A 19,244-nucleotide genomic window follows, 5' to 3' on the forward strand; every position below is an offset into this window, starting at 1 on the left:
ATACGTCCCTGCTCCTTGCACACACCGCCCGTCAAAGCACCCGAGTGAGGTCCGGATGAGGCACGTTCCACGTGTCGAATCTGGGCTTCGCAAGGGGGCTTAAGTCGTAACAAGGTAGCCGTAGGGGAATCTGCGGCTGGATCACCTCCACCGACCCGAGACCTCCCACACGAGAGGCTCACCTTAGACCGTTCACCAGAACGGTCACCACTCATGCATGGCTCGTGTCCACCCACCCACCGACCTGGACACCTTAGAACGACCACGGCTCACACCAACACGCGCCGAAAAGCCTTCCCCACAGGGAAGGCGGGCTCATAGCTCAGCGGTAGAGTGCCTCCCTTGCAAGGAGGATGCCCTGGGTTCGAATCCCAGTGAGTCCATGTCCCCCAACGCGAATCCGTCCCCTTAAGTGGGCGACGCAACTCCGTTGGGATACGACGACCGATGCACCATCCCGGGAAACCGCGGATGGGAAGGGTTCGACGAACACCCCGCCAGGGTGATTCGATGACGACCGTGTATACGTGCGATCCAGACGTCCACTGAACTCATCCGAGTTCGTGGAACGTCAGTGAACCATATACAGTCGGAACTACTCATACGAGTACTTCTGACACCGTCAGTCCTCTTCGGAGAACTGACAACACTACTGGCTACTGTGCCAGCTGGTGAATGGCTCGGCTCGAGAGCCGACGACGGACGTGCCAAGCTGCGAAAAGCTCATGGGACCCGCATGGAGGGAACGAACATGAGATCTCCCAATCGGAATCCGTATTACAATTGCCACGCGCAATAGGGAACCCCCCGAATTGAAACATCTCAGTAGGGGGAGGAACAGAACGCAACCGCGATGTCGCTAGTAACCGCGAGTGAACACGACACAGCCCAAACCGAAGGTCTTCGGACCAATGTGGTGTTCGGGTTGACATGCAAATTCTGACAACTCATTCGAAGTCTCCTGGAATGGAGCGTGACACAGGGTGACAACCCCGTAGAATGAGTCAGTACGAATGGCGTCAATACCAGAGTAGCAGGGGTCGGATATCCTCTGTGAACACCTCAGGCATCCCCTGAGAAGGCTAAACACTCCTCGAGACCGATAGCGAACAAGTAGCGTGAGCGAACGCTGAAAAGCACCCCGAGAAGGGCGGTGCAATAGGGCCTGAAATCAGCTGGCGATCGAGCGACAGGGCGTACAAGGCGTCTCTTGAAACGACCGAGAAGCGATTCTCTAGTAGGAAAAGAGACGAGCCGACGTCGTGTCGTGCGTTTTGAAAAACGACCCAGGGAGTGTACCTACATGGCGAGTCTAACCCGTGAACCGGGGAAGGCGCAGGGAAACCGATACGGCCGCAGCATTGCGAGGGCCACCGTGTTCAAGCGCGGGGAGCCACGTGGGTACGACCCGAAACCAGGCGATCTATACACAGGCAGGGTGAAGCGTGGCGAAAGCCACGTGGAGGCCCGTTAGAGGTGGTATTCTACAATATCCTCTCGTGATCTGTGCATAGGGGTGAAAGGCCCATCGAGCCTGGCAACAGCTGGTTCCAACCGAAACATGTCGAAGCATGACCTCATCCGAGATAGCCCGCGGGGTAGAGCTACCGATTGGATGACCCGCCTCCGAGAGGAGTCGGCCATCCTGTCGAACTCCAAACCCGCAGGCGTTGTAGACGATGGGAGTCCGGTGTGCGGGGTAAGCCTGTGCACCATGAGGGGAACAACCCAGAGCCGGGTTAAGGTCCCAAAGTGTAGATTAAGTGCGATTCGAAGGTGGTCTCAAGCCCTAAACAGCCGGGAGGTGAGCTTAGAAGCAGCTACCCTCTAAGAAAAGCGTAACAGCTTACCGGCCGAGGTTTGAGGCGCCCAAAATGATCGGGGCTCAAATCTACCACCGAGACCTGGCCGTGTCCGTGAAAGGACAACCGCGTAGGTTGGCGTACTGTTCGGACGGAAGCTCGGGCGAGAGCTCGCGTGGACCGTTCAGTAACGACAATCCTGGTCACAGTAGCAGCGATAGTCGGGTGAGAACCTCGACGGCCTGATGTGTAAGGGTTCCTCGGCACTGCCACTCAGCCGAGGGTTAGCCGGTCCTAAGACGTACCGTAACTCGACTACGTCAACGGGAAGCTGGTTAATATTCCAGCGCCATCATGCAGTGAACGCCGACGCCGTATGGACCGCTGAGCCGGGTTTTCGCCCGGTCAAATCATGGAAGCTCGTGGACGCCGTCACGGCACGAAGCGAGCGAAACGTGAGATAGCGCAAGTCAGCCGTACATAGGGCCCGTGAAAAGGCAAGCATGATGTCCGTACCAAGATCCGACACAGGTACACTCCCAGAGCAAGGGAAGGCCTGTCGGGAGAACCGACGTTAGGGAATTCGGCAAGTTAGTCCCGTACCTTCGGAAGAAGGGATGCCTGCTCTCTACGGAGCAGGTCGCAGTGACTCGGGCGCTCCGACTGTCTAATAACAACACAGGTGACCGCAAATCCGCAAGGACTCGTACGGTCACTGAATCCTGCCCAGTGCGGGTATCTGAACACCTCGTACAAGAGGACGAAGGACCCGTCAACGGCGGGGGTAACTATGACCCTCTTAAGGTAGCGTAGTACCTTGCCGCTTCAGTAGCGGCTTGCATGAATGGATAAACGAGAGCCCCACTGTCCCAACGTTGGACCCGGTGAACTGTACGTTCCAGTGCGGAGTCTGGAGACCCCCAAGGGGAAGCGAAGACCCTATAGAGCTTTACTGCAGGCTGTCGCTGAGACGTGGTCGCCGATGTGCAGCATAGGTAGGAGACATTACACAGGTACCCGCGCTAGCGGGCCACCGAGTCAGCATTGAAATACTACCCGTCGGTGACTGCGACTCTCACTCCGGGAGGAGTACACCGGTAGCCGGGCAGTTTGACTGGGGCGGTACGCGCTCGAAAAGATATCGAGCGCGCCCGAAGATCATCTCAGCCGGGTCGGGAATCCGGCGAAGAGCGCAAGAGCACAAGATGGTCTGACAGTGTCATTCCCAACGAGTGACGCTGACGCGAAAGCGTGGTCTAGCGAACCTACGAGGCTCCGGAATGGGGCCCGTAGATGACAGAAAAGCTACCTTAGGGATAACAGAGTCGTCACCCGCAAGAGCACATATCGACCGGGTGGCTTGCTACCTCGATGTCGGTTCCCTCCATCCTGCCCGTGCAGAAGCGGGCAAGGGTGAGGTTGTTCGCCTATTAAAGGAGGTCGTGAGCTGGGTTTAGACCGTCGTGAGACAGGTCGGCTGCTATCTATTGGGGGTGTCAAGGTACTTGACGTGAACGAACGTATAGTACGAGAGGAACTACGTTTGGTCGCCACTGGTGTACCGGTTGTTCGCAAGAGCATTGCCGGGTAGCCACGCGACACGGGGTAAGAGCTGAACGCATCTAAGCTCGAAACCCACATGGAAAAGAAGTACCGTTGAGGTCACTCGTAGAAGACGAGTTCGATAGACTCGGGATGTGCGCGCCGAGGCAACGAGGCGTTAAGTCCACGAGCACTAACAGACCGAAGCCACAATCATACGGCACTGACACCACACTCGCATGAGTTCAGGCGGTAACTGGATCGCACGTACACACGGTCGGCCGATCGCAAGATCGGAACCACCCGACACAGGCGTCTCTCCACACGGAGAGTCTCGGTTCGAGTCCGAGAGTCGGCATGAAGGCGGCCAGAGCGGTGGGGGAACACCCGTACCCATTCCGAACACGGAAGTTAAGCCCACCAGCGTACCGGGAAGTACTGGAGTGAGCGATCCTCTGGGAACCGCGGTTCGCCGCCTACCCACTCATACCGGGAGTATACTCCCACTCACGCCCAGCGACACCGCGTCGCTGGGCTTTTTACAGTTATACAGAGAGCTATCATCCTCTCGCGACCGCTAGGCTTAAACGCTCCACTGCGGTACGTTCGATAGCGCCAAGGTGGCAGAGTCTGGTCAGACGCAGCGGCCTGCAGAGCCGCCCAACGCCGGTTCAAATCCGGCCCTTGGCTTGATTTTCAGACGGATAGTCGCACGACTGTAGGTGTTTCGTGCGGAAAGTGAGCGGTTAGTGTAGATTACAGATCGGCGGCGTCGAGCACTTCGTGGGGGACGTTCGCCTCTCGAAACTTGGTCGTGTGGTGTGAGAGCTGGTCGGGGCCGACGACGAGGAGGAGGTCCACGCCGCGGACGGCGGCCTCCGTCGTGGCCTCGACCGTACCGAACCGGATGTCTGGCTGGATACCAGCACGCGTGACGAGGGTGTACGCTTCGGTTCCGGCAGTTGCGACGAGTTGGTCCCCCGAGTGCCACTCGTCGATGCGGTCTGGATCCACTGGGGTCCTGTCGGTGACTTGCGGCACGCGAACGACGGTGACGTATCCGGTTTCGTAGTCAACGACCCCTTCGAAGTCCGTGACACCGACGGCTTCACCGGGGTCGCCGCTCGTGACGGCGACGGCGTGCGCCGTGCCACCGTTGGGGTCGGCGTGGAGGACTCCGTCGCGCATCACCAGCCCGACTTCCGTTCCCTCGTCGATGGCGTCGATCGCGATCGCGGCGTCGACTTCGACGCTTCCCAACACGTCGGAGGTGACGCGCTCTAAATACGCTTCGAGGTTGTCTGTGCGAGAGATGAGCCAGTCGACTCCTTCTTTCGTCACGTTGTATCGACCCCGACCGCGCTTGTCGACGTAGTCGTGTTCCACGAGGTCTCGGACGTAATCGCTGACCGCTTGTGAGGTCACACCGATCGTGTCTGCGATTTCGTGTTGACTCACTGCGGGTTGGCGTGCGGCGATCTCCACTAGCACCTGATAGCGCGTTGCGTCGCGCTTGCTGTCGAGGACCTCTGGGGGTGCGTCCCTGTCGGGATCTGCCATTATCGACTGTCGTCGCTCTACAAGTAAAATTGTACTGTCCCCACAGTGGGTCAACGGCCGGTCGATTCGCGCCGTACCGCTGTGATCCGGCGTCGCTCCGTCGACGGCGGGTCACTCGGCCGGATCCATCGCACGCACGGTGGGCCGATCGCGCTCGGCTTAGTAACCGTTATACACCGGGTGACCCATGCTGCAACTATGCAACGACGCGCTGTGGCCGTGTATGCCACGCTCTTCATTCTCATCGCGGGGGTGGCCGGCGTCCTCACCGCGACGGCTGAGACTCCGGAAATAGCGCTTGAAAACCCAGACTTCGAGGTATCTGAGGGAGATACGATCGACGTGGACGGCCAGACGTACACGGTCTCCGGTATCTCCGAGACTGAGCAAGGCGGTGCTCACGGCGGATCGGCCACGACGGTCATCTCCGGCACGCTCGAACGCGAGTTCCAGACGCAGATGTCTGAGGCGTGGGACAACGGGTCGACGGTGACGATCGACGACACCGAGTGGCGCGTCGAGATCTCAGGCGAGGATCCGAGCTCGGTCACGCTCGTCGAGGTGCTCGACCGGCAGGCGATCCTCGAGAGCGACGATGCGGCTGACAATGAGACGGTCACTCGCGACGACGGTGAGTACGTCGCGGTTACCGAGGACGGCGAGACGACGCTGGTCCCGGCCGAGGAATACTTCCCGGCACCCGACCAGCGATCGCTTTCGACCGGCGACTCGATCGACTACCAAGACCGGACTGTGACCGTCGACGACGTTACGACCGGTCAGGCGGTCGTCGTCTGGGAGGGGACACAGACCGAGACGATAGATGTCGGACAGGAGTCGATGGTCACTCTCGGCGAGACCGAGTTCGTCGCGCACTACCCGGACGCGTCGACGCTGACGCTTTCGACGGACATCGCCGCCTACGAGGCGCAGGTTGACCAGCAGGAGCAGTATCAGCGGTACAACAACGGCCTCACGCGAGTGATCGTCCTCAGCATCCTCTCGACGCTGCTGCTCGCCGCGACGGCGTTCGTTCCGTCTCGGTACTGAGCGTTCCCCGGAGCGTTCAATTTCACACCGTTCTCCCGTTCTGGGTGCGCGTCTGCGTTCGACGAGATAACACCGGTGTCAGCCGGTCACCCGGCTGTCCCGTCCGTATTTTTACGTATCCGTCTCGTATCCCGAGTATGAGCGACGACCACTCGACGCCGGTCACGCCGGATCTTCCCGACGCACCGTTTCACACGAGGGGCACCGATCACATCACCGTCTGGGGGAGCAATGAGGCCGACACGATCGCGTTCTACCGCGACCTGCTCGGTATGCCGCTCGTGTTGCGGCAGCCGAACCTGGATGATCCCTCGCAGACGCACCTGTTTTTCGACACGGGTGACGGGCGGATACTGACGTTCTTCGTGAGCGACGACCGTCCGTCTGCTCGCGGTCAGCGAGCCGGAACCGGCGCGGTCCATCACCTCTGTTTCAGCGTCGATCCGGACGAGTACGAGGACATCATGGCCGCGCTCTCCGAGGCCGGGAAGGGGTACAACGTCTTTGACCGCGGGATATTCCACTCGATTTACACGCAGGACAACAACGGGCTCGTTATCGAGCTGTCGTCCGACAAGTACGAGATCCCGGACGAGCGGAAGGGTGAGGTCCTCGCGACGGCACAGCGGATCCGCGAGGACGACGGAGCTGATTTCGCACAGGATCGACACATGGAGGCCGCATTGGAGGAACTGGGGCTTCCCGTCAACAAGTACGACCTTCCGGACGCGGACGCGGGCGTTGGGGTCTGAAACGGGAGTCGATCGAGCGCGTCCGAGCCGGGTCCTTTTGCCGTCCGGCGAGTCAACACGGATGTGACGTTCAGTATCTGTGTTCGCGAGCGATACACCGACGACAGCGGAACCGAACAGATCAGGTACGGCGTGGCGGCGACGGCTCGGCTCCCGGGCGTCGGCACGCTCTGTCCGTTCGCCTCGGCTGACGGCGCGGTAGCGACGCAGTCGTTCGCCAACCCGGATCTCGGTCGGAAGGGCGTGGAGTACCTCGCAGACGGACTCGCAGTGGACGACGCGCTTCGGTCGCTTTTGAACGCTGACGACGGGCGGGAGAAGCGTCAGGTCCACGGCGTCGGTGCCGACGACGTCTTCGCGTTCACCGGAGAGGGGTGCCGAGACTGGAGCGGCCACGTCGTCGGGGAGAACTTCACCGTCGCGGGAAATCTATTGACCGGCCGAGACGTCGTCGACGACACCGCGGCTGCCTACGAGTCGAACGCACACGCTGACGCGTCCCTTGCGCGGCGGCTGATCGACGCGCTCGCAGCCGGTCACGATGCGGGCGGGGACCGGAGAGCGGATCTCACGGTTCAGTCCGCGGCGCTTTTGGTCACGACCACCGAGGCGTCCGACCTCTCGCCGTACTACAACGACCTGCGCGTCGACGCCACGGAGACGCCGATCTCGACCCTTCGCGAGACCTACGAGGCGGCGACGCGCGGCTACGAGGCGGTGACAGAGAAGTACGCGGTCGCGTCGGGAGGTTCCGAGTAAGTGTCTTGTGGGACTGCGTCTGATTAGTCCGCCGGAAGTGTCACCTTCGCGAGCACCGGGAGGTGGTCTGACGGATATCGGCCTCTATCGTCACGATCGGTTAACGTCGCGAACGCCTCGACGTCGACGGTGGGTGACACGAGCACATGGTCGATCCGCCGGCCGTGGATCAGCCGAGCGAAGTCCGTCAGGCTGGTCGCCGGGCCGTGCCGGAGGTCGGCAGCCGCGGCAGCGTCACGGAAGCGGTTCACACCGTCTCGACCCCCGGTGTCGTCCGTATCGGCTTCGCCGTCACCGTCCCTTGCCGTGAGTATCTGGTGTGGGACTGACTCCGGCGTGCAGTTGAGATCGCCGACGAGCACGAGCGGAAGCGGATGGTCCGCCTCGCCACTGGGCACCGCCTCGGTCGCGTCTCCGGCGGTCTCCGGGAGTCGCCGCCGGAGCAACCGCGCGGATTCTCGGCGAGCCCGGCCGCTCACGTGATCGAAGTGCGTGTTGGCGACGAGGAACGAGCGGCGTCTCCCGCCGTCACCCGTCCCTCGGTCGTCGTCTCGTCGTGGTTCGTCGGGGCGGTCGCTGGCGGGTCGCACGCGCGCCCACGTCGCGATCCGCGGGTGGGTCGCATCCCAGTCTGCCGACGGGGAGTCGGGCGTCTCAGAGAGCCAAAACGTCCCGTGGTCCGCGATCCGTAGACGGTCCGTGCGAACGCCGATCGGGCACCCCTCACCGTCGCCGTCACTGTCGCGTCCGCGGCCGACAAAGGCGTATTCCGGAAGTCGCTCCCGGAGGTCGCGCCGCTGCTCGGCGATCGGCTCTTGAAACGCGACGACGTCCGGGCGATGAAAGCGAACGAGCCGCGCGACCGCGTCGCGCCGCTCGTGCCACGCGTCGTGGTGATCGTTACGGTTCGCGTAACGGACGTTGTAGCTCACGATCCGAATCTCGGTCATTGTCAGTGCGGTCGGGTGGCGGCCGATTAAAACGTCCGGCGCGTCGATAGCCAGCGTGCGTCCGCGGATCCGGGCGTACCTCTCGGTGATTACGCAGAGAACTCGTACAGCTCGTCGCCGACGTGGTGGATCGAGGAGACGACCTTGCCGCTCTCGCCGGCCATCTCGTCGCCGTCGACCAGCGCGCGACCGACCGCGAGCACCTTCTCGTGGGTTTCTTCTGCGATCACGACCAGATCCCCCTCGCGAATCGCGGGGTCCGCTTCGACGATCCCCGGTCGCATCACGTCGGCACCGTCGGAGACGAACGAGATCGCACCGGCGTCGACCGTGACGACGCCCGTCTCCGGCTCGTAGTCGTTCGCGCCCCGAACGGTGAGGAAGGGCTCGTCGTCGTCCACGTAGAAGACGGCCGGGTCCCCGTCGACCAGCACGAGTTCGTAGTCCGCGTCGACGAACTCGACGAGTTCGAAGGCGTCTCCGTCGATATCGACCCCGAGGTGGTCTGCGACCGCCTCGCGGATCGCGTCGATGTCGTCGCTCCGGAGGTGATGCCGCGATTTCACTTGCATGGACGCTCTGTCGACCGCTCGGCCGATAAATGGTCCGTTCCGTGCCGACTCTCTCCTCGTTGGACCGATCAAAACGGCCTTAAGCAACCTGTTCGTATCGGCTCGTATGCTCAACCCACTGGCGATCACGTCGCTCGCGAACCCGCTCGCGATCGTTATCGCAGGGATCGCGACGCTGACTGTGGTCCTCGTCAGCTCGCTGAAGGGGACGGGGTGGGAACCGACGACGGACATCTCGGATACGGTTCTCGAACGGCGCGCATCCGCCGTTCCAGAGACCGATTTCCCCGAGCCGGGCAACCGAGCGATCGGCGGCGGTGGCGGCGGCGGTGCGATTCCCGCCGGCGCAGAGGGTGAAGAGGGCGAACTCGAAGACGGGAGCACGGCGAGTTCCGGTCCCGGTGACATCCCCGAAGACGAAGTCGAGTACTTCGACGTCGAGTTCGTCAAACAGGGCGAGACGGTCGAACTCTCGAACGACCAGCCGATCCTCGAACAGGGCGAAGACCAGGGCTGGGACCTGCCGTACGCCTGCCGGCAGGGACAGTGCGTTTCCTGTGCCGGCCGTATCGCGGACGGTCCGTCCGAGGACTTCGTCGAACACGACAACCAGCAGATGCTCGAAGACCCCGAGCTCGACGACGGATACACGCTGACGTGCGTCGCGTACCCCCGCGACTCCTTCAGCATCGAGACCGGCGAGGCACCCTAACTACTCGCCGGATCCCGGTACCTCTGGATTGCCCGGTCGCGCGTTGCCTGTGTGGTTCGTCCTCTCGAAGCGGCGTCTGTCGTCCGGCGCGACACCCTTTTTTCGGCTCGCGTGAAGAACACGTATGTCTCTCATCACCCTTCTCGGGGGAGGGGTTGTCGCCGCGGTCGTCGCGCTCGCATCTGTTCTCGTCTACCGGGACGCGACGCGAATCGGCGTCGAAGTCGGCTCGCCGTTTTTGTGGGCCGCGCTCGTCCTCCTCTCGTCCGGTGTGAGTGTTGTCACCGCGGTTCTCGTTCCCGACGCCCCCCTCCCGGGGGTGCTCGTGTTGGCCGTCATGGGGCCGCTCTTGTACCTGCTCGAACGCGACGACTCGACGCACGCCGACGGACCGCCGGACCCGACACACCTCCCCAGCGGATCGGACGCCGCCGACGACCGTGACGAGTGACCGCCCTGCCGGCCGACGTCGGCGTAACCCGCTGAATCGACGATGACACAGTTCGTTTCGCCCGCTCGATGTGCTCGCAAACCGCAAGCTTCCATACGGTCGGACTCTAACGCGGGACAATGAGCGACGAGAGCCTCGCCGAGCGAGTTGAGCAGTGGATGGTCGGTCAGATGCCGATCATCCAGATGCATGGCGGCACGAGCGTCGTCCGCGAGGCCGACCCCGACACCGGCGAGGTCGTCGTCGAACTCGGCGGTACCTGCTCCGGCTGCGGCATCTCGAACATCACCGCCGACAACATCCGCCGCGACCTGATCATGGATTTCGAGGAGGTTACGAACGTGACCGTTCGGACGGCTTCCTCGGGCGATCAGGGCGCGTCCACGGTCGAAGGCGGCCGCGGCGGCGAACTCAAACACGAGACCGAATCCGCGAACCATTTTTAACCGCCGTCGCCGTCATCGCCCCGTCAGCGCCGTTGTCGGTCGCGCCCCGACAGAACGCATGCTGGTTGGGTCACGGATCCGGTCTGTCTTCTGTGTGTAGTCAACTAGCATGGATGCGGCTCGGGGTGACGTCGCAATGCCGATCGTGTGAATAACTCTGGAACATCCTCATATTCGTTCTATAACTCTGCTAATTCATGACCGATGCGGCTATTCGTATCGGTTCGGTCTCCGAGCTGACCGTGCGCCCGACTGACGGTCCGGTTCCAGCTACAGGGCGTCTTCGAGCGCCGACGCGACGTCTCTTGCCTTCTCGGCCAACGGCTCCGGCGTGTCGCCGGCAGCGACCGACTCTCGGAGGACGTCGTCGTCGACCCGCTCGACGGCTCCGTCTGGATGTTTCACCACGTCCACGTGGAGGTCGACGTAGCGCGCGGCGTCGGGGAACACCTCGACCGGCGTACAGACGTTGACGTACGTCCCCCGAACCGTCCCGTCGCTGCCGCGATACGTCGTCGGGTACCACCACCGCCCCTCCTTCAGACTCGTCTCCGCGATGTCCCCGGCTTCGCGCGAGACGCCTAACCCGTCGTAGGTGCCGCCGCCGGTCATCTCGCGCTCTACGGTGACCGATCCGTCGGCGTCGACCTCCGTCACCGTCGCCTCGCCGAGTGTGACGACCCGCCCGTCGGGTTTGCCGTGGTCGATCCGGAGTGCGCCACCCTCGGTCGGGCCGAACGCGTCCGTCACGACTCCGAACGGGAATTCGGCGTCCGGCCCGGGCTCACAAAGCGCCTCCGCGAGGTCGACGCCCGCGGACGCGTCGGCGGACCCCGCCTTCACGCGGTGGTGACCCGGCATCGTCGCGGTCACCTCGCGCCGCGCGTCGTCGAGTGAGAACCGGGTTTCCCGCCCGAACCAGGCCCAAAACCCCGAATTCGACGTTGCTATCGGCTCGTCGCGGAGTCGACTCGGATCGGCGAGGACGCCGAGACCGCCGGCCGCGTCGACGGCCGAACCCACCTCTTCGGCCGCCTCGATGGCGACGCGGAGGCCGGCCTCCAACTCGTCCGTCCCGGCGTCGACCGCGGACGACTTCCACACGGCTCGCCAGCCCTCGGGCGGCTCCAGTCCGAGCAGGTCGACCATTCCCGCGAGTTCGCGCGCGGTTTCGTCGTTTCGGACGTCGACGCGGGTTCCAGACCCCGGTTCGAGCGAGACGAGGTCGCCGCCGAGGCGAAGCGCGCCGTCGAGGGTCGGACGCCGGTCCGTCCACGGCGCGGCGGGCTCACGCACCTGCACGCGAACCGGATCGCCGGTCTCGACGTGGTCGTCGACGGTACCGTACGGGAGGTACCCCTCCGTGGTTTTCGAGCCCTTGTCTCCGCCGCTTTCCGTCTCGTCCGTCCCGACTCGGAGCCGCACGACCGCGCCTCCGCCGAGCGTCTCCGTCACCTCGCCGTCGAGCACCGTCCCGGTCGGTGCCGGATCCGTCCACGCGAGCGTGTCGAGGCCGATTTCTCCGATGTGCTCGCGGAGGTCTGCTATCGCCTCCGGATCGCCGTGCGCCCCGACGCCCTGTCTGTCCGCGGTCGTCTCCACCCGCACATCGGGTGGTGCGGTCGGAAACTCCGCCTCGAACCGTCGGCGTATCGGCCCGGACGCATCGACGACCTCGTGTCCCGCATCCAACAGCAGGCGGGTAATGGCGGTCGTGTAAATCCCCCGAATGCGGACGTTCACGGTCACAACACCTCGCGGTCGCGGGCGAATCGGACGCGGTCGTGGAGCGTCTCGCCGAGCGACAGTTCGATCAGCACGGGTCGGTCGCTACGCCCCTCCTCTGCGTCTCCGCTCTCGTTCCGGAGCACACGGCCGCCCTCAACCGGGACGCCCCACCCGTCGAGCGAGAGGTATCCCCGGAGGTCGCTGCCGTGCGTGAACAGATCGACGGCGGCGGTCGGGTGGGTCTGGACCGGTTCGGTGCTATGTGTCAGCTCCATATCGGAGTAGTACGGACCGTCTCCGTCGAAGAACGTCCGAATCCGGTCGGCGTCCTCGGCGACCAGCTCGGCGACGCGGTCGGACGCCGCCGCGATCGCGTCGGTATCGAGCCCCACCTCTCGAAGCGCCTGCTGGGTCCGGCTGTCGAAGTGCATACGCCTCGTTTCACGCGCTCGCGTTTCAAGACTGTCGTCCGCCATCGGTTAAGTGCCTGTGGACGAAATCCGCTCGCATGTCCTCCCAGTCGGACCCGATCGAGTCGCGAGCCGACGACGACCGGGACCTCTACGACATCGCCACGTGGGACGAACGAACGTCCCTCGACGGGCTTTCGGTCGCGTTACACTGGCTCATCACCCGCTCGGCCAAGGCGTTCGTGGTCCTCGTCGCGCTTCTGGGACTCCTCACCGTACTCGGGTCGATCGGCCTCGGGCTCGTCTTCGATCCCGCGGTGGCGATGCTCGTCGGACTCTCCGCCGTTCCGGCGCTCGGATTCGCCGCGTACGTCTACGTCTCCGACGTCACGAGCGGTGAACCCCTCTCGCTCCTCGTCGCCACGTTCCTGTTGTCGATCTTGACCGCCACGTTCGCGGCGATCCTCAACAGCGTCGCACAGCCGTACTTCCGGCAGTTCGGCTTCCTCGGTATGGTCGCGTTCTTCTTCGTTATCGTCGGTCCGATAGAGGAGACGGTGAAACTGCTCGCGGTCCGGCTGTACGCGTACACCGACGCCCGCTTCGACGCGGTCATCGACGGGGCGGTGTACGGCGCGATCGCCGGCCTCGGCTTCGCCGTCATCGAGAACCTCGTCTACATCGCGCAGTCGGTCGACATCGGGGAACTCACGCTCGGGATCGCGGCGCTCGGCGCGGGCGACGGAATCGCCGCACTCCGCGCGCTGGCGGGGCCGGGCCACGTCATCTACTCGGCGTTCGCGGGGTACTACCTCGGGCTCGCGAAGTTTAACCCCGGCAACCGCGGACCGATCGTGGTAAAGGGGCTGATACTCGCGGCCGTCATCCACGCGCTGTACAACACGCTCGTCGGTCCCGTCACGACGGTACTGTCTGCGATCACCGGACTCCCGTCCGTCGGCAGTCTCCTCGTGTTCGTCCTCGCCTTCCAAGGCGCGTTCGGTTACGTGTTGTTACGGAAGGTGTGGCGGTACCGGGACGCGTACCTCGACACCCGAGACGCGGCCGACCCCGAGATGGAACCGGAACTCACCGAGTTCGAGAGCTGATCGGAGCGCTCTTAGGGCGGATTCTCGACTCGGGAGCGGTCGCCCGTTCCGGCGGTGAGCGCGCTCGCGAGCGCGCCCTTGACGACGACCTCGTCGCCGAGCGCGGTCAGCCTGATCTCGGGAACGTTGATGAACACCATGTCTGCGAGCTTCTCTCGAACGGGGTCTAAGACGCGGTCTGGGTTGTTGAGCGCGACCGCGCCGCCGACGCTCACGACGAGCGGCGCGTACGCGTGGATGACGTTCGCGATTCCCATGGCGTTCCAGTGTGCGACCTGGTCTATCACGTGGTCGGCGAACGTGTCCTCGCCCGCGGCCTCGAACACGTCGACCGCGGAGAAGTCGGGATCTTCCACCGGAAGCACCGTCTCGACGGGATCCTCCTCGTGTAGTTCGCGGGCGTACTCCGGGATGTTGTTGCCGGAGCAGTACCCCTCCCAGTGGCCGTCGAGCCCGCAGCCGCAGGTCATGAAGCCGTGGGGATCGACGGTCATGTGTCCAACCTCGCCGGCGTTGCCGTCCCACCCCGAGAGCACGTTGCCGTCGACGGCGACGCCCGCCCCGATCCCGGAGGAGATCGTGAGGTACACCATGTCATCGGGGTTGCGATCGGCGTGGAACCGCTCCCCGATGACGCCCGCGATCGTGTCGTTGTGGAGGTACACCTCCTCGGTGTCTAAAAGCTGTGAGACCGGGCCGACGAGCGGGATGCGCTCGACCGTGTCCGGTAGGTTCGCTGGTCCCTGGACCACGCCGGCGGCGAGATCGAGCGGACCGATCGACCCGATTCCCGCCGCGGTCACCGTCGACGGATCGACGTCGGCGTTCGCACACGCTCCGCGGACGACGCTCAAAACCGCTTCCGTCACGGCGATCCCGTTCGGTCCGCGGGGCGTTCCTCGCGAGTCGCTCCCGAGCACGGTCGCCGTTTCGTCGCCGACGACCGCCCGAACGTTCGTCGCCCCGAGGTCGACGCCCACGTAGTGCATCGGATAAACGGGCGAACCGGTATCACTTAAGCAGGACGCTTCTACGGACCCGCGGCGTGCCGACGCGGCGGGTTAGGTCGCGACGTCTCGCACGAATGTCACGGGACAGGGCGCAGAAAGCATGACCTCCTGTGCGACGCTGCCGAACACGGCCTTTCCGGTCGGCGAACGCCGACGGCCGCCTACGACGACCCGGTCCGCGCCGACGTCGGTCGCCGCCTCGGTGACCTCGTCGGCGAGGTCACCGACTGCCCCCCGGACCGAGTAGCGAACGCCGGCGTCCGAGAGGGCGTCTCCCAGCGCGCGCGTCGTGGTGTGCCGTTCCGCGACGGCGTCGGGTGTCGAGCCCTCGCTACGCTCGTCGACCCCGAGCTTCGCCCGGACGCGATCGAACTCCCCATCGTCGAAGACGTGGATCAACACGACCTCCGCGTTCGACGGCTCGGCCACGGCGATTGCCTCCTTCGCGAGCTGTGCTGTCTGTGCCTCACCTTCGGTCCCGACCGCTAAGACCACCGTGTTGATGCTCATACCTCCCGTTGGTCCCAGAAACGTATAAACTCCGATTGTTTTAACTCAATTCTGAATCAATTTTTATAGCATCGATCCTGACAGTTCCTCTCCGCCGGACCGCGTTTCATCGGTTACCGGCACGCACCCGTCCGCTCGTCGACATCTGGCACAAAGAGAGGAGTCCACTACCGAGCGTTCGGAAGAGTCGGATACGGAAGCTCTCAGTAGTCCGGCGCGTCGTCCTCGACTTCGCGCTTCAACGAGTCGCGCCGCGATTTCGCATCGCGGCCGGTGGCTTCGAGTAAGAAGTCGTTTTTGGCATCGACGGCGTCGGCCGCGGCGTCGGCGTTACCCTCCGCGATGACGTCTTCGGCCGGCCGTTCCTCGAAGTGGACCGCGAGTTTGTCCTTCTTGCTTCCGTATTCGGCTGCACCGGCCACGATGCGTTCGAACACTGGATTTTCGGGGTCCTCGACGACGTACAGTTCGTGGCCCTCCCACTCCTCGGTATCGCTGATTTCGCCGAAGTACTCCTCGATCGAGCCCTTCAGATCGGGCATGCGGTCTCCGAGATGCTCGCCGCGTCGCATCTTGTACTCCTTCATATCGGCACCGTTCGATTGGGGTGCCTAAACCAGTTTCGTCACGGGGTTCGCCGCCGCTGAGCGGTGTCTCGGTGCAATTCCGAGCCGTCAGATCGGCCGCTCATCGATGTATCCGCGCTTGCACTCGGGACAGATGTCTCCCGATCGCATGGAGTTTCCGTCGGCAGACCGCGTCATCTCGCACTCGGGACAGTAGTACTCCGTCGTCACGTCGTCGCTCGCCGTTCCGAGATCCGGACTCGAACCGTGGGTGATCGGCGCTCCGTCGTCCACCGCGGACCGGTCCGCACCGCCCGCTGTTCCCGTCCCGCTCGATTCCGGCGCGGTCACGTACTCGACGTCCTCGTCTGCCGCCGCCTCGGCCGCCTCCGGAGTGAGGCCGCCGCCGAATTCGACGGTCCCGTCCGCGTCGCCGTCGTCTATCTCCGCGCTGAACCCCTCGTCTTCTCCCCGCTGCTCGGGCCACGGCGTCGGGTCCTCGCCCGACGATTGCGCTTCCTCGACGTCCGGCCACGCGCCTCGCTCTCGCTCACCGGCTTCCGCCTCAGTCTCCTCGTCGAGGATAACGCCGTCGTCGCCGTCCGCGGCCTCCCCGGTCGCCGGTTCCTCCTCGGCGTCCGTCTCTGGGGACCCGGCCTGCTCCCGCGCTCCGTCGCCATCGTCGGCCCCCTCGTCGAGAAGTTCCGCATCCTCCTCGCTGCGTGCAGTTCCTCCGCTCTCGGTCGCGGTCGGTGCGTCGGCCGCCGGCTCGGCGTCGTCTCCGGCGTCGGTGGGTCCCTCGTCGATGATCACCGCGTCTTCCGCCCCCGCGTCGGCATCCCCGAGGTCGACGACGCTGCTCGACGCGGCGGCGCTCGGTTCGGCTGCCGGATCAGGCGCGGTATCGGCGGCTGTGTCCTCGCCCGCGCCGGCCGCGCCACCGGCCGTCTCGGTTCCGACGGCAGCCTCCTCGGCTAACTGCTCCATCGTCGTGACCTCGGTGTTTTCGCTGACGATCTGCGTCTCGCCGCAGCGAGCGCAGGTCTTTACCTCGGTGACGGTCGTGACGACCTCGTTTCCGTCTTCCTCCCGTTCGCGCTGCAGTTCGGGTTCGCCGAAGTCGTGTCCGAGCAGACACCTGAGTCCCATTATGCCACCTCTGCGGTGCCGAAGCGTAAAAAACGCCCCGTCCGGTGTCTGACAATCGGCAGACGGTCCCTCCCTTACCCGTCTCCGTTGCCGACACGACGTGACACAGACTCTTTGTGGGTCGCCCCCGTATCACTGATCGTCTATGCCGACCGTATCCTATCAGGGCGAGGAGATCGAGTGCGAGAAAGGCGAGATCTTACGCGACGTGCTCGCGGAAGCCGGCCTCTCCGTGTACAACGGAAAATCCGAGACGCTCAACTGCCGCGGAATGGGGTCGTGTGGGACGTGCGCGGTCAAGATCGAGGGCGACGTCAGCGAGCCCGACAAAAAAGAAAAAGCCCGCCTCTGGCTTCCCCCGCACCACCCGAGCCACGACGTGCGCCTCGCGTGTCAGGCCCGCGTCGAAGGCGACGTCGAGGTGACGAAGGGCCGCGGGCTGTGGGGCCAACACATCTGATCACGCGCCTGATCGTTGTGGCCGTCGCTTGGTGCGTGGATAACAACCCGCAACGGACGAGGTCCGCAGTGCGGGCAGAATGGTTCAGTATCGCGTGTCAGAGCCGTGTTCGGCGTCAGCCGGACCGACCCGCCTAATCGGTATCGGCTTACTGCCGAACGACGTTGGACGCGCGCGGGCCCTTATCGGAGGACTCGATGTCGAATTCGAGCTCCTGTCCCTCTTCGAGGTCGGGGCCGCCGACGTCTTCCATGTGGAAGAACACGTCGTCGTCTGCGTCGTCAGTCTCGATGAATCCGTAGCCGCCAGTGTCGTTGAAGAAATCAACCTTTCCGGTCGCCATTGCAACCTAACTGACGCTCGCGTGTGGCATAAGGTTTGTGAGTGTACAGTTACCACGACTGTTGCCGGACGTCTGTGTTCAGTATTGGCACCGATCGGGGTGTACGCTGAGTATTCATCGGACGATGGCTTCTCACACTGACCGGTTCGTCTCTTCAACTACCGAGACGAACCAAACCGACGATTCATCGTCAGCCAGTGTGTCCTGATCCAAACGCGTATCCTCGCTCGGCGTGAATCGGCCCCATGCTTCGGTCCCTCCGCGAGAACGGTCCGGCGCTGCTCGTTCCCGCCGCGTGGCTCGTCGTCGCCGCGACGGTCCTCGGGGACATCTCGACACACGCTCTGTTCGTCGCCCACGTCGTTATGAGCGCCCTGCTCGTCGCGTTCCTCGCGACCTCTTGGCGTGACATGGACGCCGAGGTGCTCCGCGCGTGGCGGCTCGTCGTTCTCGTCGGCACGCCGATCACCCTCGCGGGCGTCGCGGGCTTTCTCGCGCCTGGGAGCGTTCCCCCGCGTGCGCTGCTCGCGCTCTCCCTTTTCGGATGGATGCTGCTTCCCGCGGCCGGGTTCCTGTACACGGCTCGGCGGGTCGAAGCCGGCGCGCGGATCTACGAGGTCGGTGCCGCCTGCTGTGTTGCCGGTGCGGTCGCCGTCGTTGGCGGCTCGTCGACGGCGTGGACCATCACCGGCCTCGCACTCGTCGGCGTCGGCCAGACCGCCGGCATCCTCGACGCCACACTCCGGTACTGACCGATCCCTCCCAAGCATATCTCCCGTTCCGGGCCGTAGGCGCTCGTATGGTCGAGGGTGGAACGGTCTATTTCGCGATCACCGGCGTGCTGCTGCTCGTCGCGCTCGCGCTCGGCGTCCGGGTCCTCAAAAACATTTATAAGGACGGCCAAGAGCGCCGCCGCCGGCGAAACGCGGGGGACATGGAGCCATACACCAAAGACGAATCGTACGGCTCTCCTCCATCAGCATCGCCAGACGAGGGTGACGACGAGAGCGGACGCTCCGACCGAGGCGACGCCTCGATCGCGTGTCCGCAGTGTGGCGCGGTCAACGATCCGACGTTCAATTATTGTCGACAGTGTGCGTCACGGCTTCGACCGACGGTATAAGGTTCGACTTTCTTCGCGTCTCCCTGCCGATCACGAGTTCGGAACATACTCGCTTTGTCGCCGTTCCCCGCTCGCTGCGCTCGCGAGGACGGGGCCAACTCGATCGTCAGTCGAGGCTAGCGAATGCGGATCGCGCTGAAAAGCCATGCCGCCTCCCCGATTTGAACGGAGGAAGACGGTCGGCCTCGCTCCGCTCGGCCGCTGCGACTTCCAGGCACAAATCGGTCCGGCGTCGTTTCT

At 64.0% G+C, this 19,244-nt stretch carries 20 protein-coding genes, 2 tRNA genes and 3 rRNA genes; 15 read left to right on the forward strand and 10 right to left on the reverse strand.

What is annotated here, in order from left to right:
• The 5 genes from EP28_RS10985 to EP28_RS11005 all read left to right on the forward strand — a co-directional run.
• Positions 1-150, forward strand: a 16S ribosomal RNA gene (locus tag EP28_RS10985); the annotation flags it as partial.
• A gap of 161 nt (positions 151-311) precedes the next feature.
• Positions 312-383: transfer RNA gene (locus tag EP28_RS10990), tRNA-Ala, on the forward strand.
• A gap of 264 nt (positions 384-647) precedes the next feature.
• A 23S ribosomal RNA gene (locus EP28_RS10995) occupies positions 648-3,560 on the forward strand.
• A 143-nt stretch (positions 3,561-3,703) separates the two neighbouring features.
• Positions 3,704-3,825, forward strand: a 5S ribosomal RNA gene (gene rrf / locus EP28_RS11000).
• A 133-nt stretch (positions 3,826-3,958) separates the two neighbouring features.
• Positions 3,959-4,034 (forward strand) — tRNA-Cys (locus EP28_RS11005).
• A 66-nt stretch (positions 4,035-4,100) separates the two neighbouring features.
• Here the strand turns inward: EP28_RS11005 and EP28_RS11010 are convergent.
• A complete protein-coding gene (locus EP28_RS11010; RefSeq protein WP_049984079.1) occupies positions 4,101-4,904 on the reverse strand; it encodes a DUF7839 domain-containing protein in 804 nt (267 codons plus the stop codon).
• A 213-nt stretch (positions 4,905-5,117) separates the two neighbouring features.
• Between EP28_RS11010 and EP28_RS11015 the strand changes: the two genes are divergently transcribed.
• The 3 genes from EP28_RS11015 (at position 5,118) to EP28_RS11025 (ending at position 7,465) form a co-directional block, all read left to right on the forward strand.
• Positions 5,118-5,954, forward strand: a complete 837-nt coding sequence (locus tag EP28_RS11015) for a hypothetical protein (RefSeq protein WP_049984097.1) — start codon at positions 5,118-5,120, stop codon at positions 5,952-5,954.
• A gap of 137 nt (positions 5,955-6,091) precedes the next feature.
• A complete protein-coding gene (locus EP28_RS11020) occupies positions 6,092-6,706 on the forward strand; it encodes a VOC family protein (RefSeq protein ID WP_049984080.1) in 615 nt (204 codons plus the stop codon).
• 63 nt (positions 6,707-6,769) lie between these two features.
• Positions 6,770-7,465 (forward strand): DUF1028 domain-containing protein, encoded by a 696-nt coding sequence (locus tag EP28_RS11025; protein WP_049984081.1) that lies wholly within the window; start codon positions 6,770-6,772, stop codon positions 7,463-7,465.
• A 23-nt stretch (positions 7,466-7,488) separates the two neighbouring features.
• Here the strand turns inward: EP28_RS11025 and EP28_RS11030 are convergent, their stop codons facing one another.
• Positions 7,489-8,415 carry an endonuclease/exonuclease/phosphatase family protein gene (locus tag EP28_RS11030; protein ID WP_049984082.1) on the reverse strand — a complete coding sequence of 309 codons (927 nt, stop codon included), beginning with the start codon at positions 8,413-8,415 and terminating at the stop codon, positions 7,489-7,491.
• 89 nt (positions 8,416-8,504) lie between these two features.
• On the reverse strand, positions 8,505-8,987 hold the full coding sequence (locus EP28_RS11035; RefSeq protein WP_049984083.1) for an RNA-binding protein: 483 nt from the start codon (positions 8,985-8,987) through the stop codon (positions 8,505-8,507).
• Between the two features lie 106 nt (positions 8,988-9,093).
• Between EP28_RS11035 and EP28_RS11040 the strand changes: the two genes are divergently transcribed.
• The 3 genes from EP28_RS11040 (at position 9,094) to EP28_RS11050 (ending at position 10,596) form a co-directional block, all read left to right on the forward strand.
• Complete coding sequence (locus EP28_RS11040) at positions 9,094-9,699, forward strand: 2Fe-2S iron-sulfur cluster-binding protein (protein WP_049984084.1); 606 nt, start codon at positions 9,094-9,096, stop codon at positions 9,697-9,699.
• A 124-nt stretch (positions 9,700-9,823) separates the two neighbouring features.
• Positions 9,824-10,150 (forward strand): hypothetical protein, encoded by a 327-nt coding sequence (locus EP28_RS11045; protein WP_049984085.1) that lies wholly within the window; start codon positions 9,824-9,826, stop codon positions 10,148-10,150.
• A gap of 119 nt (positions 10,151-10,269) precedes the next feature.
• The gene (locus EP28_RS11050) at positions 10,270-10,596 is read left to right on the forward strand and encodes a NifU family protein (protein ID WP_049984086.1); all 327 of its coding nucleotides are present in this window, start codon (positions 10,270-10,272) and stop codon (positions 10,594-10,596) included.
• A gap of 270 nt (positions 10,597-10,866) precedes the next feature.
• Here the strand turns inward: EP28_RS11050 and EP28_RS11055 are convergent, their stop codons facing one another.
• Both EP28_RS11055 and EP28_RS11060 read right to left on the reverse strand, forming a co-directional pair.
• Complete coding sequence (locus tag EP28_RS11055; protein WP_049984098.1) at positions 10,867-12,339, reverse strand: ribonuclease FAU-1 family protein; 1,473 nt, start codon at positions 12,337-12,339, stop codon at positions 10,867-10,869.
• Positions 12,340-12,341: 2 nt separating this feature from the next.
• A complete protein-coding gene (locus tag EP28_RS11060) occupies positions 12,342-12,755 on the reverse strand; it encodes a DUF7532 family protein (protein ID WP_049984087.1) in 414 nt (137 codons plus the stop codon).
• A gap of 77 nt (positions 12,756-12,832) precedes the next feature.
• On the opposite strand from EP28_RS11060, the gene EP28_RS11065 reads away from it, so the two are divergent.
• Positions 12,833-13,843 carry a PrsW family intramembrane metalloprotease gene (locus EP28_RS11065; protein WP_049984088.1) on the forward strand — a complete coding sequence of 337 codons (1,011 nt, stop codon included), beginning with the start codon at positions 12,833-12,835 and terminating at the stop codon, positions 13,841-13,843.
• An 11-nt stretch (positions 13,844-13,854) separates the two neighbouring features.
• On the opposite strand, the gene EP28_RS11070 is transcribed toward EP28_RS11065, so the two are convergent.
• From EP28_RS11070 to EP28_RS11085, 4 genes are all read right to left on the reverse strand, one after another.
• On the reverse strand, positions 13,855-14,832 hold the full coding sequence (locus EP28_RS11070; protein WP_049984089.1) for an ROK family protein: 978 nt from the start codon (positions 14,830-14,832) through the stop codon (positions 13,855-13,857).
• A gap of 72 nt (positions 14,833-14,904) precedes the next feature.
• Positions 14,905-15,363, reverse strand: coding sequence for a universal stress protein (locus EP28_RS11075; protein ID WP_049984090.1), 459 nt, complete (start codon positions 15,361-15,363; stop codon positions 14,905-14,907).
• A 203-nt stretch (positions 15,364-15,566) separates the two neighbouring features.
• The gene (locus EP28_RS11080; RefSeq protein WP_049984091.1) at positions 15,567-15,950 is read right to left on the reverse strand and encodes a DUF5611 family protein; all 384 of its coding nucleotides are present in this window, start codon (positions 15,948-15,950) and stop codon (positions 15,567-15,569) included.
• A gap of 87 nt (positions 15,951-16,037) precedes the next feature.
• Positions 16,038-17,078, reverse strand: a complete 1,041-nt coding sequence (locus EP28_RS11085; RefSeq protein ID WP_049984092.1) for a DUF7093 family protein — start codon at positions 17,076-17,078, stop codon at positions 16,038-16,040.
• 145 nt (positions 17,079-17,223) lie between these two features.
• Here EP28_RS11085 and EP28_RS11090 point away from each other — a divergent pair, with 145 nt between their 5' ends.
• Positions 17,224-17,538, forward strand: a complete 315-nt coding sequence (locus tag EP28_RS11090) for a 2Fe-2S iron-sulfur cluster-binding protein (protein WP_049984093.1) — start codon at positions 17,224-17,226, stop codon at positions 17,536-17,538.
• Positions 17,539-17,686: 148 nt separating this feature from the next.
• Here EP28_RS11090 and EP28_RS11095 read toward each other — a convergent pair whose 3' ends face one another.
• Positions 17,687-17,881: a cold-shock protein gene (locus EP28_RS11095; RefSeq protein ID WP_049984094.1), complete on the reverse strand. Its 195-nt coding sequence runs from the start codon at positions 17,879-17,881 to the stop codon at positions 17,687-17,689.
• 245 nt (positions 17,882-18,126) lie between these two features.
• On the opposite strand from EP28_RS11095, the gene EP28_RS11100 reads away from it, so the two are divergent.
• Complete coding sequence (locus tag EP28_RS11100; protein ID WP_049984095.1) at positions 18,127-18,633, forward strand: hypothetical protein; 507 nt, start codon at positions 18,127-18,129, stop codon at positions 18,631-18,633.
• 47 nt (positions 18,634-18,680) lie between these two features.
• Positions 18,681-19,004 (forward strand): zinc ribbon domain-containing protein, encoded by a 324-nt coding sequence (locus EP28_RS11105; RefSeq protein WP_049984096.1) that lies wholly within the window; start codon positions 18,681-18,683, stop codon positions 19,002-19,004.
• The last annotated feature ends 240 nt before the right edge of the window (positions 19,005-19,244 follow it).

It is taken from the genome of Halorubrum sp. BV1, assembly GCF_000746205.1.
GTDB lineage: Archaea > Halobacteriota > Halobacteria > Halobacteriales > Haloferacaceae > Halorubrum.

What these genes read in the sequence shown, in the direction of transcription:
- EP28_RS11010 (WP_049984079.1), bottom strand. Translation starts at nt 4,904, where the DNA reads ATGGCAGATCCCGACAGGGACGCACCCCCAGAGGTCCTCGACAGCAAG.
- EP28_RS11020 (WP_049984080.1), top strand. Translation starts at nt 6,092, where the DNA reads ATGAGCGACGACCACTCGACGCCGGTCACGCCGGATCTTCCCGACGCA.
- EP28_RS11030 (WP_049984082.1), bottom strand. Translation starts at nt 8,415, where the DNA reads ATGACCGAGATTCGGATCGTGAGCTACAACGTCCGTTACGCGAACCGT.
- EP28_RS11035 (WP_049984083.1), bottom strand. Translation starts at nt 8,987, where the DNA reads ATGCAAGTGAAATCGCGGCATCACCTCCGGAGCGACGACATCGACGCG.
- EP28_RS11040 (WP_049984084.1), top strand. Translation starts at nt 9,094, where the DNA reads ATGCTCAACCCACTGGCGATCACGTCGCTCGCGAACCCGCTCGCGATC.
- EP28_RS11045 (WP_049984085.1), top strand. Translation starts at nt 9,824, where the DNA reads ATGTCTCTCATCACCCTTCTCGGGGGAGGGGTTGTCGCCGCGGTCGTC.
- EP28_RS11050 (WP_049984086.1), top strand. Translation starts at nt 10,270, where the DNA reads ATGAGCGACGAGAGCCTCGCCGAGCGAGTTGAGCAGTGGATGGTCGGT.
- EP28_RS11060 (WP_049984087.1), bottom strand. Translation starts at nt 12,755, where the DNA reads ATGCACTTCGACAGCCGGACCCAGCAGGCGCTTCGAGAGGTGGGGCTC.
- EP28_RS11065 (WP_049984088.1), top strand. Translation starts at nt 12,833, where the DNA reads ATGTCCTCCCAGTCGGACCCGATCGAGTCGCGAGCCGACGACGACCGG.
- EP28_RS11070 (WP_049984089.1), bottom strand. Translation starts at nt 14,832, where the DNA reads ATGCACTACGTGGGCGTCGACCTCGGGGCGACGAACGTTCGGGCGGTC.
- EP28_RS11075 (WP_049984090.1), bottom strand. Translation starts at nt 15,363, where the DNA reads ATGAGCATCAACACGGTGGTCTTAGCGGTCGGGACCGAAGGTGAGGCA.
- EP28_RS11080 (WP_049984091.1), bottom strand. Translation starts at nt 15,950, where the DNA reads ATGAAGGAGTACAAGATGCGACGCGGCGAGCATCTCGGAGACCGCATG.
- EP28_RS11085 (WP_049984092.1), bottom strand. Translation starts at nt 17,078, where the DNA reads ATGGGACTCAGGTGTCTGCTCGGACACGACTTCGGCGAACCCGAACTG.
- EP28_RS11090 (WP_049984093.1), top strand. Translation starts at nt 17,224, where the DNA reads ATGCCGACCGTATCCTATCAGGGCGAGGAGATCGAGTGCGAGAAAGGC.
- EP28_RS11095 (WP_049984094.1), bottom strand. Translation starts at nt 17,881, where the DNA reads ATGGCGACCGGAAAGGTTGATTTCTTCAACGACACTGGCGGCTACGGA.
- EP28_RS11100 (WP_049984095.1), top strand. Translation starts at nt 18,127, where the DNA reads ATGCTTCGGTCCCTCCGCGAGAACGGTCCGGCGCTGCTCGTTCCCGCC.
- EP28_RS11105 (WP_049984096.1), top strand. Translation starts at nt 18,681, where the DNA reads ATGGTCGAGGGTGGAACGGTCTATTTCGCGATCACCGGCGTGCTGCTG.